Origin of the sequence: Mesorhizobium sp. WSM4887, from assembly GCF_029625865.1 — a bacterium.
GTDB lineage: Bacteria > Pseudomonadota > Alphaproteobacteria > Rhizobiales > Rhizobiaceae > Mesorhizobium.
This window is the reverse complement of record NZ_JARTVP010000006.1, coordinates 47,484-61,277: the sequence shown is the minus strand read 5'-3', so window position 1 is coordinate 61,277 and position 13,794 is coordinate 47,484. Positions and strand designations below refer to the sequence as shown.

Below are 13,794 nucleotides of genomic sequence, written 5' to 3'. Positions count from 1 at the left end.
GTCGGCGGTCAGCGGCGCGTTTTCCAAGTTCTCGAAGGACAACCAGGTCATGATGTCGGGAACGCACCACGGCCATCCACTCGCTTGTGCCGCTGGTCTGGCGACGATGGATGTCGTGGATCGTGGTGGCTATGAGTTGTTCAACCTCATGGCACAAAAGGTGAAGGGGGAACTGAACGGTTGGGCTGCGGCGAAGGGCCACCCGTTCATCATGTTCGGGGATTTCTCGGTTCTCGGCTATGCATTTACCAAGCACGCAGGAAAGACGAATCGCACCCACAGTGACTATTTGCGCAAAATTGATGATGAAAAGATGATGATTTATGTCTTAGAGATGGCCTCTCGTGGTTATTTTCCTGTTTCATCGTGGTAAAATCGGCCTGACACTTCCAATGACGGAGCAAGACATCAGGGGATACATCGAAACCACCAAACTGTTGCGGACTGATTGAACATTTGTTGGTGATACGGGATCAGCTTTTCAACTCGTCGCCCAAGTTGGGGATACTTGTCTCTTGCTGGGCACTCGGGCTCCAGGCTCGGTTGCGATCACGCCGGTTCTGTTTGTCCGATCAATCGACGCAGGCGGGGGATAAACGATGGAGTGAGCTGCGCGCTTGCTGCCTCCTTCTACCATCCGGTGGAACCGCGTCGCGGCTGCTACGTCAACATTTTCGGTCTGCTATTGTCGACTGGGCTGGCGCAGGCGACTCCCGCGGCCGTCTTCGCGAAGGGCTCCAGCTCCGGCCTACGAGATCGAATCGATACCCGCGTAAGGGAGTCGATGGCGAGCTCTGGCAGGAGCGATTCTTCCGTTCGGCGGACACAAGCGCGCGTCGATCGGAATGATGATCGAACTCCTCGCGGGCCGATGATCGGAGACCTCACCAGCAAAGCCTCTTTGGAGATCGACAAAAGGGATGGTGGTCCGCTTCTTGGCGGATATCTGATGATTGCGATAGACGCTGACTGGTTCTCAGCTGACAAAACCAACGTCAAAGACGCGGACAACTGGCTTGAGGGTCTCGCCCGCGACAATCCAGGTGTCCGTTTGCCGTCTTCACGTCGCTATCGCGCACGCGGCAAGACTGCTCAGGAAGGCCTCAGCATCTCTCGTGAAATGCAAGCTGAGCTTTTGGCTTGCTTGCCAACCCGAAGCCCTGAGTCGGGTTCGAAGTCGGCTTGATGTGTAGCCTGCAATTGGCTTCGCTCTCTAGGACGGAGCCATCTCCAACGGGAAAACCGCTTAGGCGGGTTGTGTCGCGAAGGCCGTATAGGCCGAATAGACCAGCCACCCGCAGTCGATCGGAAGCACGACACCCGTAATGGCGGACGCAGCCGGCGAGCACAGGAAGAAGATTGCCTCGCCTACGTCAGACGGCTCGACGAAGCGCGGAATGGCTGACTTCGAAATCACCATGTCCGGATTGCGTTCGCCACGGTTGATCCGCTCCCGCATAGCGGGCGTCATGGTGTAGCCGGGGGCGACGGCATTTACGCGGACGCCTTGGGGACCGAGTTCGGCGGCCATGATCTCGGTCAACGTCACCATGCTCGCCTTGCTGACGCCGTATGCGGGTTGCGGCGACGGGCGGAATGACGTCAGCGAGCAGAGGTTGATGATCGAACCGCTACCGATCTCGGCCATCCGTTCGCCAAAAGCGCGGCCGACCAGCAAGGAGCCGCGGACGTTGATGTCGATGATCCGGTCGAATTCCGCGATCTCCATTTTTGTCACGCGAACGGCATTTTGGAGAATTCCGCCGGAATTGACCAAGGACGCGACGGGTCCGTGGCTAGACCATATTTCGTCGGCGAATTTCGTTACCGCGGCCTCGTCTGAAACATCGAGGTGGCGATAGACAACGTCAGCCCCTGATTTGACCAGTTCGGCGGCAACCGACTTGCCTTGGGTATCGTTGATATCGGCCACTACGGCCCTCCAACCCCCGGCAACGAAGCGGCGCACGGTCGCCTCCCCGATTCCGCTTGCACCGCCCGTCACGACCACCACAGGCTTGATGTTGCAAGGCTGAGAAGACGCGCTCATGGCAAAACCCTTTTTCTTTTTTTGAGAGATGACGGGACCTGGCCGACATAAGGAGCGCAGCGTTCGATCCCGATGCGGACGGTCTCTTCGCCCGGCCTCGTCCACCAATCGAGTTCTGAAAAGATCTCGAGTTCGAAAACGCCTGCATAGCCGATGTCGTCCAACCAGCCTCGTATCCGCGGAATGTCGACCACGCCATCGCCGACCATGCCGCGATCGCGCATGTTGCGGGTGGGCACCAGCCAATCGCAGTAGTGGAAGGTAAGGATGCGCTTCGGACCAGCCCGACGCAGCTCCCGCTCGAAAGCGCTATCCCACCAACAATGATAGACGTCGGGGACAAGCCCTGCCGCCTCGTCGCCGAGTTCGTCGCAAAGGTCATTAGCTTCCCTGATGGAATTCAGCACCGATCGATCGCCGGCATACATCGGGTGAAGCGGCTCCAGGCCGAGTTTCACCCCAACTGAACGTGCGTGGGGCGCCAAGGTGTGCAGCGCGTCGCGTACCCTCGATCTCTGGCCTGCGATATCCTTGGAGTTCTTGGGCAGCCCTCCCACTACCATGACGACGCAAGGCGCGCCGATCGCCGCGGCGTTGTCGAGGATGCGTCGATTCTCGTCGATCGCAGCCTCGAAATCGGCCTCGGTGTCGGCGTTGAGCCAGGCACTGGTACAGAGCGACGCTACCCATAAGCCCGCATCGCGCAGGTGACGGGCAGTCTGTTGAACGCCATATTCGTCGAGATACTGGCGCCAGCAGGCTATTCCCCCGACGCCCTGCTTCGCGTAGCCGTCGATGGCTTCGGCCATCGACCATTTGTAGGTCGTTATCTGATTGATGGCGAAACGCGAAAGGTCAGCCATTTGCGGCTCCTTCAACTGGGACGACGCCATAGTGCTTTGCGGCGTATTCCGGCGTGATCTTTCCATCGTGCAGGTCGGCTTCCACCGCTGCCATGCTCCGCTCTTCAGGTGGGCCGTAGCCTCCGGCTCCGGCCTGCTCATGGCGGATCACCGTACCAGCGTGGACGGTGCGCGTTACCTTTCCCGGTAGTTCCTCTCGCCCACTGCTGTCCGGGTTCAGGATGTTGCGCGAGTTGGAGCCCGGCTTGCCGCCAAACAGGCCATACGGAGCGTGGTCTGTACGGTCGGCACGGACCTGCAGGATAGCTTCATCCGCAAGCAATCTGTACTGACGTGTAAGTCCCAGACCGCCCCGGTACTTTCCGGCTCCACAGGAATCGGCCCGCAGCGAGTATTCTTCCATGCGGATGGGGTAACGCGCTTCCAGGGTCTCGATAGGGAGGTTCGACATGTTTTGGGAGGGATTGGTCACCCCTTCGATGCCGTCCTGGTTGAATCGGCCGCCCCAGGCTCCGTTGATCATGTCGACCAGCACGAACGGCTGTCGGTCGGCGTCGTACCCGCCGATCGCGATCACGGTGTTGCCGCCTTCGCCAGCCGCCATCATTCGCTTCGGCGCGATCTGCGCGAGTGCGCCCATGACCGTGTCGACAACGCGGTAGCCAGTGAGAGCTCGCGCTGCGACGGGCGCAGGCATAAGCGGGTTGAGGATGGAACCCTCTGGCGCAGTCACGTCGATGCAGCGGTAGACGCCGGCGTTGTTGGGGACTTCGGCCTCAAGGGCGCAGCGAACGCTGAGGTAAGTCGCCGACTTGACGAATGACAAGGTCGAGTTGATCGCGCCGCGCACCTGGGGCGATGAACCGTCGAAATCGACCGCGAGATGGTCGCCCTTGACGGTGATCCGGCATTTGATCGGGATCGGCGCCAGATCGAAGCCGTCACCGTCTATGTAGTCGGTGAACTCGTAGTCTCCGTCTGGCCAACTGCTGATCGCGTTCCTCGTGAGCTTCTCGCCATAGTCGATGAGCTCGTCGAGATAGATGTTGAAGTCGTCGGCGCCGTATCGGTTGAACAGCTTCAACAGCTCGCGCTCGCCGATGTTGCACGTGGCGTATTGAGCCTCGAGGTCGCCGATCACCAGATCGGGTAGGCGGACATTCTTTTCGATGATAGTCAGAAGCGTGCGGTTCGGAACGCCGCGGTCGTAGAGCTTCATCGGCGCGATGCGGATGCCTTCCTGGAAGATCTCGGTGGAGTCGCTCGCATTGGACCCAGGAACGCGTCCTCCCACGTCGCAGTGATGAGCGACGACGATCGAGAAGCCCTGCAGTTCGTCTCGATGGAAGATCGGCTTGAACATGAAGATGTCTGGAAGGTGCATTCCCCCTTGGTAGGGGTCGTTGAGGACCACCACGTCTCCGGGATGCAGGTCACCCTTGAACTTCGCGAGGACCACTTCCATGGCATCCGGCACCGCCCCGAGGTGAAGGGCGACGGTCTTGGCCTGGGACATGATGCGCCCCTGTCGGTCGCACATTGTCACCGAGTAATCGAGCACGTCGCGCACGATCGGTGAGCGGGCTGTGCGCATCACAGCGTAGGCCATGTCGTCGACGATGGTGTCGAGTGCGCTCTTGATCACCGCGAAGGTGATGGGGTCGATTTTTCTTTCGTTCTTCGGAAAAGTCATGACGCGGGCTCCCATCCGTTCAGAGTGTGACGACGACATTGCCAGCGTCATCCAGCGCGGCACTAGCTTCGGGCGGGACGACGATCGTGGTGTCCACGCTCTGCAGGATCACGGGTCCAGAAATCGAGTCGCGCAATGCCGATCGATCGATCACCGGAGTGTCGATCCATCCGCTCTCGCGGCTGAAGTAGACGCGGCGGCAATTGGCCGCGGCATTTGCCGTGACGAGCTGCTCCGACTTGAGCGCGGTGAAGTCGAGGCTCTCTGCGCTTATCCCGCGGGCCCTAAGCCGCAGGTTTACGATGTCGACATCATCCGATGACGCGTACCCGTACATGGATCGATAAGCCCTCAGGAACGCCTCTCGGGTCGCCACGGGGTCGAAGGCCGTTGTATCGTCCAGCCCGATCTGCAGCTCGGAGTCCTGGCCTCTGTAGCGGAGGTCGAGTTCGAACTCCCACCCGATCTGATCGGCGCTATAGCCTTCCTCCGCCAGCGCCTCGGTCGCCTCCGCCTTCAGCCGCTCCACTGCCTCGGCGACGTTCCCCGGCTTGGCCTCATGCAGTGCGCCGGGCATGCTCTCGATCAAATAGCGTTCGACGGAGCCTGCAAGCATACCCATGGCGGTGAACACACCAGGGGCCCGCGGGAACAGCACGCGACGAATGCCGAGAGTGCGAGCGAGGTCGCATGCGTGAACGGGGCCCGACCCGCCGAAAGCAAGCAGCGTAAAATCGCGAGGATCGACGCCGCGCTCGACCGTAACAGCGCGAATGGCGCGAGCCATGTTGACGTTGACGATCTCACGGATACCGATCGCCGCCTCTTCGACGGTAAGGCCAAGCTGATCGCCGATATCACGGCGGATCGCCCCACGCGCGTCCTCTACATCGAGCTTGAGGCTGCCGCCGGCGAGCGTGTCGGGCAAGAACCCCAGCGCGACGTTAGCGTCGGTAACAGTCGGCCGTTCGCCTCCCTTGCCGTAGCAGGCGGGCCCCGGAAACGCACCGGCGGAGACAGGCCCGACATGCAGGAGGTTGCCGGAGTCCAGCCAGGCGATGGATCCTGCCCCGCTACCCACTTCCGCCACGTCGACAGTGGGCACGCGCATCAGATAGCCGCCGGCTTTGATGAACCGGCTGGGGGTCGAGATCCCCGCCCGAAACTCGTATTCGTTCGTGCGGGTAAGCTGGCCTTCGTGGATCAAGGACGCAGAGGCAGTGGTGCCGCCCATGTCGAACACCACCAGATCCTGCTCGCCGATCGAGCTTGCTAGGCGTCCGCCGCCGACGACGCCCGCCGAGCGGCCCGACGAGATGAAGAAGACTGGCTTCTCCTGCGCTAGCGCGGCCGTCGAGAGCCCCCCGTTCGAGTTGGACACCAGCAGCGGCGCCTTCACGCCTAGCCCGCGGAGGCCGTTCTCGAGACTGGTAAGATACCGCCGGAGCGCCGGTAAAACGTAGGCATTGACCGCCGTGGTCGACGTCCGCTCGTATTCACGGATCTCAGGCAGCACTGTGACGGATGCGGTGACCCAGATGGATGGGAAGGCTTTGCTGAACGCCTCCAGCGCGTTCCTCTCGTTTTCCGGATTCCGGTACGAGTTGAGAAAGCAGATCGCTACCGACTCGATGCCCTCGGCCTCGAAGTCGCGGCCGATCGCGATCACGTCTTCCACGTCCACGGGCTTCAGGATTTCGCCCGAGGCACTGACGCGTTCGTCGACTTCACGACGGTAGCGACGGGTGACCAGCGGTTCGGCCTTGGTCCAAGTGAGGTCGAACATCGAAGGCGTTCGCACGCGGCCGATCTCCAGAACGTCTCGAAAACCCTTGGTCGTGATCAGTCCGGTCTTGGCCCCGGCCTTCTGGAGTAGGGTGTTGGAGCCCACGGTGGTACCGTGGAGAACTTCCGTGACCGCACTTACGCCCAGGCCTGCCTGCTCGAGGATGAGCTGCGTGCCCGTCAGCACCGCGTCTTCTGGCGCCGCAGGGGTCGAAGACACCTTCGTGAAAAAGGTTTGTCCCTCACTGTCCAAAAGGACCAGGTCTGTAAAGGTGCCGCCGATGTCCACTCCAATCCGGCCATGCCTCATAGAACCATTCCTCCACAATAAGTCGATCTCATGTCGACAAAAGATATGCAGAAAAAACCTTACTCTGTCAACGTGAGTCTTGTTCAACTCGTGTCGACGTTGGTGGCAGTCGGGCGGAGCACTGCCGGGTCACTTGGCGTAAAAGCCGCCGTCGCCCTGGAGGGAATCGCGCCGGGGACTCTAGAATGGTCGCCGCGTTGGCGCGGCACTGCCGCTGCGGCCCACCAGGAAGTCGAAATCCAGACCTTTGTCTGCCTGCAGCACGTGATCGACGAACAGGCGCTCATAACCGCGTTTCGGGTTAGCTATCCCCGTGGGTTTGTCCGAACGGCGGCGCTCCAATTCATCTTCCGGTACCTCGAGGGTCAGCGACCCGGCTGTCACGTCAAGCGAGATCATGTCGCCATCGCGCACCAGCGAGAGCGGCCCGCCGATCGATGACTCCGGAGCCACGTGAAGAACGACCGTTCCATATGCGGTGCCACTCATGCGTCCGTCCGACACCCGGACCATGTCTGTCACGCCCTTGGCCAGCAAATGGGCAGGCAGGCGGATGTTGCCGAGTTCCGGCATCCCGGGATATCCCCTCGGACCGATACCCTTGAGCACCAGCACGCAGGTCTCGTCTATGTTCAAGGCCGGATCGTCAATTCGCTTGTCGAGGTCTTCTACCGACTCGAACACGACTGCGCGTCCGGTGTGCTTCAGCAAGTTCGGGCTGGCGGCCGACGGCTTGATCACCGCGCCACTGGGGGCAAGGTTTCCCTTGAGGACGCGAAGCGCGTTTTGCGGTTTGACAGGCCTGTCAAAGGGCGCGATGATCTCCTCGTCGAGCGTCGTCGCATCGCCAATGTCCTCGCGCAGCGACCTTCCGCTGACGGTAATCGCATCCAGATTCAGACGCTCGCCGAGCGAAGCTATGAGGGCAGGCAGTCCGCCCGCCGAGTAAAATTCCTCCACCAGGAACTTGCCATTGGGCACGATGTTGGCGAGGAGCGGGATCGAGCGGCAGTTCTCTTCGAAGTCCTCCAAGGTCAGCGGGATTTCAAGTCGGCCCGCCAAGGCAGTCAGATGGATGATCGCGTTGGTGCTGCCGCCGAGCGCAGCATTGACTCGGATTGCATTCTCCAGGGCGCGGCGGTCCACGACCTTTGAGAAGGTCAGATCTTCCCTCACCATCTCCACGATCCGGCGCCCCGACAGCTGTGCCGAGCCTTTGCGGCGTCCGTCTACCGCAGGGATAGCTGCCGATCCTGACAGGCTCAGGCCAAGCGCTTCCGCCAGGCATCCCATCGTCGTAGCAGTACCCATCGTGTTGCAATGGCCGTTGCTGCGCGACATTCCGTATTCGGAGTCCAGGAAAGCCTGCTTGGTCATCCGGCCCGCCTTGTACTCGCCATGCATCCGGAAGATGTCGGAGCCAGACCCGACCTGTCGTACGCCGACCTTGCCGTTGATCATGCCGCCACCGTGAACCACGATGGTGGGAAGATCGACGCTTGCGGCGCCCATCATGTAAGCGGGGGCGGTATTGTCGCAACCTGTGAGGAGCACGACGCCATCGAGGGGATTGGCGCGCAGGGTCGCTTCGAGCTCCATGCTCATCATGTTTCGAAACAGCATACCGCTCGGACGCATGATCGAGTCGCCGATAGACATCGTCGAGAAGATCAATGGGAAGCCGCCCGCCTCAAGAACGCCTTTCGCGACCCATTCCGCGAGGCCAGTCAGATGGGCATTGCAAGGGACCAGGTCGGAAGCCGAGTTGGCGATGCCGATCACTGGCTTGCCCTCGAACATGTCAGGCAGCGCACCTCGCGCCTTGAGGTGCGTCCGATGCTCGTAGCCAGTATTGTCGATGCGCTTGAACCAAGCTTCGCTACGCAGGGGGGGCTTCTCGCTAGCCATGACACTCTCCATCCCGCAGGGCCTGATCCGTAATGCGCGGCCGGAGGATTGGCCCTCTTTTCCTACCGGCTAAGTAACGTCTGAGAATTCCGCAATGCGGCAGCACCGCCGGGCGCTGCCGCATTGCCAGCCATTATTTGCCTTGGGAGGCCAGCTTGTCGACGTAGCCCTGCGCGATCTTGTCGATCTCGCCGATCGCGTTCTTCTCGGTGATGAAGTAGTTTAGGGCCTGGATGTCGGCGTAAGACGCGGAGCGGCGCAGACCGAAAGCGATGCCCTGCTTCGAGATCGCGGGGTTCGGCAAGAGCGTGGCCCAACGGTCCTTTGCAGTGGCCGCGAAGAGCGCGTTGCTGTCGCCGTCGTCCATTAGGATGTCGCCGCGATGCGAGGAGAGGGCGAGGCGGGTCGCGTCAATGTCGGGCAGCCGGAGGATCGTGGCGTTCTTGATCTGCGGCGTCAGCGTGCCGTCGATCGAAGTGCCCGACATGATGATGATCGTCGTCCCTGCCTTGTCGAGATCGGCTAGCGACTTCGGAGGCGTCGCGAACTTCGGGTTGGCTTTGTCATAGATGCCGCTGACCTGAAACTGGACGACAGGCTCGCTAAAGGCGATGGCCATGCCGCGCTTGGGGTTCTGGTTCAGGGCCATCGACATGTCCCAGCGGTTCGCCTGCAGGCCGGCTACGATGTTGTCCCAGGATGTCTCCACCATCTGCGCCTTCACGCCGAGGACATCGGCGAACTGCTTGCAAAGGTCGACGAACGTGCCGCTGAACTCCCCGGTTTGCGGATCGCGGATAACGTGAGGCGGCGCCACCGCGGCACCGCAGCGAAGCGTGCCGCTCTTCTGGATATCCTGCCAGTAGCCGGATTCGGAATCTGCCTTGGCGACAGACATCGCAGTTCCCGCGATGAACGCCGCGGCCATGATCGACTTAACGAGGTTCCCAATTTTCATTTCGCTACTCCCATTCTTTCGGCTGTTAGGTTGGTCTGCTGTTAGGGTAATTGGTCGGCTTGCAACATCGGTTGCCAGGTTGACGCGCCTCCTTTCTGCTCTTTGCAAGAGTGGACATTCCTTCCGGGCGCCGGTGCATCGGGCCTGCCCGGGCCGCTCCAATTGGCCTTAACGACGGCCGAAGAAGCGGCGGTTTTCCAAGCGTTCGCTATGACCGTGCCGAGCCTTATTTGCGAGCGGAAGGCTCATCCGTCAGCGCTCCGCCGATCGCCCAGTCGCTCCGATCGACATCTGCAAACACTACGTGCACTGCTTCAGGCTTGCAGTTCGCTATGCGAGCCATCTCGCGCGTAAACACTTCTGCCAGCTCTCGTTTCTGTTCCCGGCTGCGGCCAGCAAGCATTTCAATGCGCACGTTGGGCATCGCTTTCTCTCCCCGAGGGGCCGCAGCGCAAGGCGCTGTTCGCCTTATGCATATCTATTGTCGACAAACTATAGACATTAGGTCGCCGATGTCAATGGCATATTCGGCAGCGCGCAATCGTAGGAAGGGCAGCCTTTGGCCAAATGCCTTGGTTCCCCGTGCATTTAGTCCTTGCTGAATTTCGAAAGCGCGTCGACATTCCGCATGCAATATGTAGAATGAGGAGGTGATGTTTGACTTACGCGCTTCGGACAACGTGGTAGTTTGGCGACGCCTGGCCCGAGCAAAATCAAAGGCTTAGAATATGGATCAGAGCGTTCGCGGCAAGCGCAGCACCAAAGGAGCGCATGCCAAGGAGACGACTGCGAACGGCACTACTGATGACGGGCCGAAGAAGGAAACCGGCAGCAGCCGCGTCTACCTGCAGCTCCGCCAAGACATTCTGCGGGTTAAGATAAATCCTGGGGCAGCCTTGGATGAGGTCCGGCTTAGCGAGCGGTTCAACCTTTCTCGTTCGCCAATTCGTGAGGCGCTTGTGCGTCTTTCCAGCGAGGGCCTTGTTCAAATCTTGCCCAACCGAAGCACGATCGTCGCGCCGCTCGATATACAGGCGATACCCGATTTTCTCGACGCGCTCGACCTATTGCAGCGTGTCACCCATCGTTCAGCGGCTCATTTCCGAACCGAGAAAGACATCGAAACGTTGGTCGCCACCCAGCGGGGTTACGAAGAGGCCGCGGGGGTCAGCCTGGAGACCGGGGACTCGCTGCCGATGATTGAGGCCAACTATGCGTTCCACATGGCGGTCTCGCGGGCCGGACGAAACAGATATTTCACGGCTGCCTACCAGCGTCTTTTGGATGAGGGGCGCCGGATCCTCCACTTCCATTTCGAGTTCGAGCGACGAGGCACCACGGTCGAGAAACTGGCCCAAGGACACACGGACATCGTTGAGGCCATTGTCAGGCGCGATGCCGATGCAGCCGAACAGGCTGCACATCTCCACGCCGAACAGTTCAGAGGCCGCTTCGTTCAATACCTGAATCGCAGCGTCGCATCGGAAATGCGTCTCGCCAGAGAAGGCGACTAGCTGCAGCGTTTCTTCTCCTGGCGGCCGCCGATGCAGCCGCCAGCCGATTGATCCGCCTAGGCGTTGGCTCCGCAGGCCGCCGTTGCCATGATTTCAACCGTGAAATCAGGCGAACCCAATCGAGCTTCCACGCATGCTCGCGCCGGCGTGTTTCCCTTGGAGACCCAAGCGTCCCAAACAGCGTTCATTTCGTTGAACGTCGCAATGTCGGCCAGCCAGACGGTGGCCGAAAGGAGGCGGTCCTTCGAGGTTCCGATCTCCGCGAGCAAAGCATCAATGCGCGCAAGGATATCGAGCGTCTGCTCGTGAACCGAAGCGCCGCGGGCTCCGTGGGCAACCTGTCCGGCCAGGAAGGCAATTCCGTTGCAAATCACCGCTTGGCTCATGCGGGTGCCGATTTGATGGCGGGTGATGGGCATGACGAATCCTTTTTTTGGCCGGGGACAATCTCGGTGTTGTCGGTTCTCGCGGGAGCCTGTTCAGCGAAAATCAGGTGGCTAGACGCTCATCCGGAAAAGCAGACGCCTCTCAAGGACGTTCACCAGGCGGGTGAGAGTCCAGCCGATGACGAAATAGATGAGAGCAGCCGTGGTCAGAACCTCCACGGGTCTCGCGGTGATGTTCGATATGTTTTGAGCCGTATACATCAGCTCCACCACCCCGACGGCCGAGACGAGTGCGCTCTCCTTGAACAGGCTCACGAGGTTCGACATCAAGTTCGGAATCGCCCGGATGACGGCTTGCGGCGCCACGACAAACGTCGCCTGCGTAAATGCCGAAAGCCCCAGCGCCTTACAGGCGTCGTACTGGTCGCGGCCGATCGACTTCAACGCCGACCGAAAGGATTCGCTGGTGATTGCCGATGTGAAAAGCGTCAGGGCGATGAACGACGACAGGAAAGGTCCAAACTCCACGCCGAAAAGTAACGGAAAACAGAAGAATACCCAGAACAGCGTGATGAGGACGGGCGTTCCGCGCAAAATCTCGACGTACAGGGACGACAACCAACGGATTGGAACGAGGCTGGATTGCCTTCCAAGGCTGATCACGAAACCAAACAAGAGGCTCGCCAGCCCGCACAGGGCCGTCAGCTCGATCGAGTAGAGCAGGCCTCGGAGAAGTGCGTCGCGGTAAGTGACAAGGACGGAAAAATCCAGATCAGCCATTGCCGTCAAACCCTGCTCTGACGTTCGCTGCGGTGTTCGAAATATGCGGCTAGCCGGCCGAACGGCACGGCGATGACCAGGTAGAACGCCGCGAGAAACGTGAAGGTCTCAATCGGACGGTAGGTTTGCGTCGAGAGGAGTTTGCCCTGGTACATGAGGTCTGCGACGCCCACGAGCGCGACGAGCGAGCTCTGCTGGAAAATGCCGATCGCGTTGGTGATGAGCACAGGTGTCGCTGTCCGAAACGCTTGAGGCAAGATTACGTGGAAGATCCGTGTCCACGGATTTAGGCCAAGCGCGACGCAGGCATCCTTCTGCGCGCTAGGTATCGACTGGATTGCTGCGCGAAATGCCTCGCCGTTGAATGCCGTCTGGTTCATGCCCAGGATCAGGATGCCCATAAATACCGGCGACCAGAAAACATTGAACAGCATCGGAATGCAAAAGAAGAACCAAACGACCTGGACGAGCACCGGAGTGCACCGGAAAAAGTCTATGTACAGCCGGGCTATCCAGCGGACAGGCGCGATCGGCGCGTTCGCAAGGAACGCAAGCAGGAACCCGGCGACAAGCCCGATCACGTTCGCCCATAGCGTCAGCTGGAGCGTAACTACCAATCCTTGGACCAGCATCGGCCAGCTGTTGATCACATAGAAGAAATCGATGTTTTGCATGGTCGCCGTCTCCTTCAGTCGGCGTGCAAGACATTGTGAATGAAATCCCGCACCCTCGACGTCTTCGGAGAGGCAAAGAATTCTTCTGGCGGCGCGTCTTCCGCGATGACCCCGCCGGCGCAGAATATCACGCGTGTCGCGATCTTCTTCGCGAACCACATGTCGTGCGTGACGATCATCATCGGCATGCCGCCGTCGGCGAGTTCGGTGATCATGGCGATGACCTCGTTGACCAGTTCGGGGTCAAGAGCCGAGGTAACCTCGTCGAAGAGCATAAGCTTGGGATCCAACATCAGTGCGCGCGCGATCGCCACGCGCTGCTTCTGGCCACCAGAAAGGGCAGCCGGAAACGCCTTCGCTTTGGACTCGAGCCCGAAGCGCCGCAGCAGTTCGATAGCGCGCGCCTCGGCCTTTTCCCGATTGACGCCTCGAGACCTGATTGGGGCGAGCGTGAGGTTCCCGAGCACCGTCAGGTGAGGGAATAGCGTGTAGCTCTGAAACACCATGCCGATCTGCTTTTGGATGTCAGCGCTGATCTGCGTCTTGCGGGGTCCGCCGACGATGTACTTGGCGCCATCGATCGAAATGTTCCCGCCCTGGATCTGTTCCAGGCCCATGAGGCAGCGTAGAAGCGTGCTCTTGCCGCCGCCGCTTGGCCCGATCACCAGGATCCGGTCGCGGCGATTCATGTTCAGGTCGAGACCGTCGAGCACCTTGAGCGCCCCGTAGTTCTTCTGCAGGCCACGAACCGATACGAATGGTTGATCGCTCACTTGCAACTCCCAGCCTAGTCCCGACACGCGGGATGTTTTCGGAAGCAACTTTGATCGCTCCCGACCATTTCCCCGGCCGCTTTGAACAGCGGCCTTTCTT

General features: G+C 60.3%; 14 protein-coding genes. 3 read left to right on the top strand and 11 right to left on the bottom strand.

The genetic code is table 11. The annotated features are described in order from the left end of the window. Positions 1–49: 49 nt before the first annotated feature. A complete protein-coding gene (locus P9230_RS21625) occupies positions 50–373 on the top strand; it encodes a hypothetical protein (RefSeq protein WP_278055560.1) in 324 nt (107 codons plus the stop codon). Positions 374–871: 498 nt separating this feature from the next. Further along, entirely contained in the window at positions 872–1,186 is a 315-nt protein-coding gene (locus P9230_RS21620; RefSeq protein ID WP_278055558.1) for a hypothetical protein, read from the top strand. 60 nt (positions 1,187–1,246) lie between these two features. Here the strand turns inward: P9230_RS21620 and P9230_RS21615 are convergent, their stop codons facing one another. The 7 genes from P9230_RS21615 to P9230_RS21585 form a co-directional block, all read right to left on the bottom strand. Next, positions 1,247–2,050, bottom strand: a complete 804-nt coding sequence (locus P9230_RS21615) for an SDR family oxidoreductase (protein WP_278055556.1) — start codon at positions 2,048–2,050, stop codon at positions 1,247–1,249. Then, complete coding sequence (locus P9230_RS21610; protein WP_278088149.1) at positions 2,047–2,859, bottom strand: sugar phosphate isomerase/epimerase family protein; 813 nt, start codon at positions 2,857–2,859, stop codon at positions 2,047–2,049. The genes P9230_RS21615 and P9230_RS21610 overlap by 4 nt, the downstream gene beginning before the upstream one ends. Positions 2,860–2,905: 46 nt before the next feature. Beyond that, positions 2,906–4,606 carry a hydantoinase B/oxoprolinase family protein gene (locus tag P9230_RS21605; protein WP_278055553.1) on the bottom strand — a complete coding sequence of 567 codons (1,701 nt, stop codon included), beginning with the start codon at positions 4,604–4,606 and terminating at the stop codon, positions 2,906–2,908. Positions 4,607–4,625: 19 nt separating this feature from the next. Continuing rightward, entirely contained in the window at positions 4,626–6,680 is a 2,055-nt protein-coding gene (locus tag P9230_RS21600; RefSeq protein ID WP_336618916.1) for a hydantoinase/oxoprolinase family protein, read from the bottom strand. A gap of 201 nt (positions 6,681–6,881) precedes the next feature. Beyond that, a complete protein-coding gene (locus P9230_RS21595; protein WP_278055549.1) occupies positions 6,882–8,609 on the bottom strand; it encodes a dihydroxy-acid dehydratase in 1,728 nt (575 codons plus the stop codon). A gap of 133 nt (positions 8,610–8,742) precedes the next feature. Next, positions 8,743–9,567, bottom strand: a complete 825-nt coding sequence (locus tag P9230_RS21590) for a transporter substrate-binding domain-containing protein (RefSeq protein ID WP_278055547.1) — start codon at positions 9,565–9,567, stop codon at positions 8,743–8,745. 226 nt (positions 9,568–9,793) lie between these two features. Beyond that, positions 9,794–9,991 carry a tautomerase family protein gene (locus P9230_RS21585; protein WP_278055546.1) on the bottom strand — a complete coding sequence of 66 codons (198 nt, stop codon included), beginning with the start codon at positions 9,989–9,991 and terminating at the stop codon, positions 9,794–9,796. A 304-nt stretch (positions 9,992–10,295) separates the two neighbouring features. On the opposite strand from P9230_RS21585, the gene P9230_RS21580 reads away from it, so the two are divergent. Further along, on the top strand, positions 10,296–11,081 hold the full coding sequence (locus tag P9230_RS21580; protein WP_278055544.1) for a GntR family transcriptional regulator: 786 nt from the start codon (positions 10,296–10,298) through the stop codon (positions 11,079–11,081). Positions 11,082–11,137: 56 nt separating this feature from the next. Here P9230_RS21580 and P9230_RS21575 read toward each other — a convergent pair whose 3' ends face one another. The 4 genes from P9230_RS21575 to P9230_RS21560 form a co-directional block, all read right to left on the bottom strand. After that, on the bottom strand, positions 11,138–11,500 hold the full coding sequence (locus P9230_RS21575; RefSeq protein WP_278055543.1) for a RidA family protein: 363 nt from the start codon (positions 11,498–11,500) through the stop codon (positions 11,138–11,140). A gap of 78 nt (positions 11,501–11,578) precedes the next feature. Next, positions 11,579–12,247, bottom strand: a complete 669-nt coding sequence (locus P9230_RS21570) for an amino acid ABC transporter permease (protein WP_278055542.1) — start codon at positions 12,245–12,247, stop codon at positions 11,579–11,581. Positions 12,248–12,252: 5 nt separating this feature from the next. Continuing rightward, positions 12,253–12,921: an amino acid ABC transporter permease gene (locus P9230_RS21565; RefSeq protein WP_278055541.1), complete on the bottom strand. Its 669-nt coding sequence runs from the start codon at positions 12,919–12,921 to the stop codon at positions 12,253–12,255. Positions 12,922–12,935: 14 nt separating this feature from the next. Beyond that, on the bottom strand, positions 12,936–13,694 hold the full coding sequence (locus tag P9230_RS21560; RefSeq protein WP_278055840.1) for an amino acid ABC transporter ATP-binding protein: 759 nt from the start codon (positions 13,692–13,694) through the stop codon (positions 12,936–12,938). Positions 13,695–13,794 lie beyond the last annotated feature (100 nt).

Excerpts from the sequence above, each read along its gene's own strand:
- P9230_RS21625 (WP_278055560.1), top strand. The coding sequence starts at position 50 with ATGATGTCGGGAACGCACCACGGCCATCCACTCGCTTGTGCCGCTGGT.
- P9230_RS21620 (WP_278055558.1), top strand. The coding sequence starts at position 872 with ATGATCGGAGACCTCACCAGCAAAGCCTCTTTGGAGATCGACAAAAGG.
- P9230_RS21615 (WP_278055556.1), bottom strand. The coding sequence starts at position 2,050 with ATGAGCGCGTCTTCTCAGCCTTGCAACATCAAGCCTGTGGTGGTCGTG.
- P9230_RS21610 (WP_278088149.1), bottom strand. The coding sequence starts at position 2,859 with ATGGCCGAAGCCATCGACGGCTACGCGAAGCAGGGCGTCGGGGGAATA.
- P9230_RS21605 (WP_278055553.1), bottom strand. The coding sequence starts at position 4,606 with ATGACTTTTCCGAAGAACGAAAGAAAAATCGACCCCATCACCTTCGCG.
- P9230_RS21595 (WP_278055549.1), bottom strand. The coding sequence starts at position 8,609 with ATGGCTAGCGAGAAGCCCCCCCTGCGTAGCGAAGCTTGGTTCAAGCGC.
- P9230_RS21590 (WP_278055547.1), bottom strand. The coding sequence starts at position 9,567 with ATGAAAATTGGGAACCTCGTTAAGTCGATCATGGCCGCGGCGTTCATC.
- P9230_RS21585 (WP_278055546.1), bottom strand. The coding sequence starts at position 9,991 with ATGCCCAACGTGCGCATTGAAATGCTTGCTGGCCGCAGCCGGGAACAG.
- P9230_RS21580 (WP_278055544.1), top strand. The coding sequence starts at position 10,296 with ATGGATCAGAGCGTTCGCGGCAAGCGCAGCACCAAAGGAGCGCATGCC.
- P9230_RS21575 (WP_278055543.1), bottom strand. The coding sequence starts at position 11,500 with ATGCCCATCACCCGCCATCAAATCGGCACCCGCATGAGCCAAGCGGTG.
- P9230_RS21570 (WP_278055542.1), bottom strand. The coding sequence starts at position 12,247 with ATGGCTGATCTGGATTTTTCCGTCCTTGTCACTTACCGCGACGCACTT.
- P9230_RS21565 (WP_278055541.1), bottom strand. The coding sequence starts at position 12,921 with ATGCAAAACATCGATTTCTTCTATGTGATCAACAGCTGGCCGATGCTG.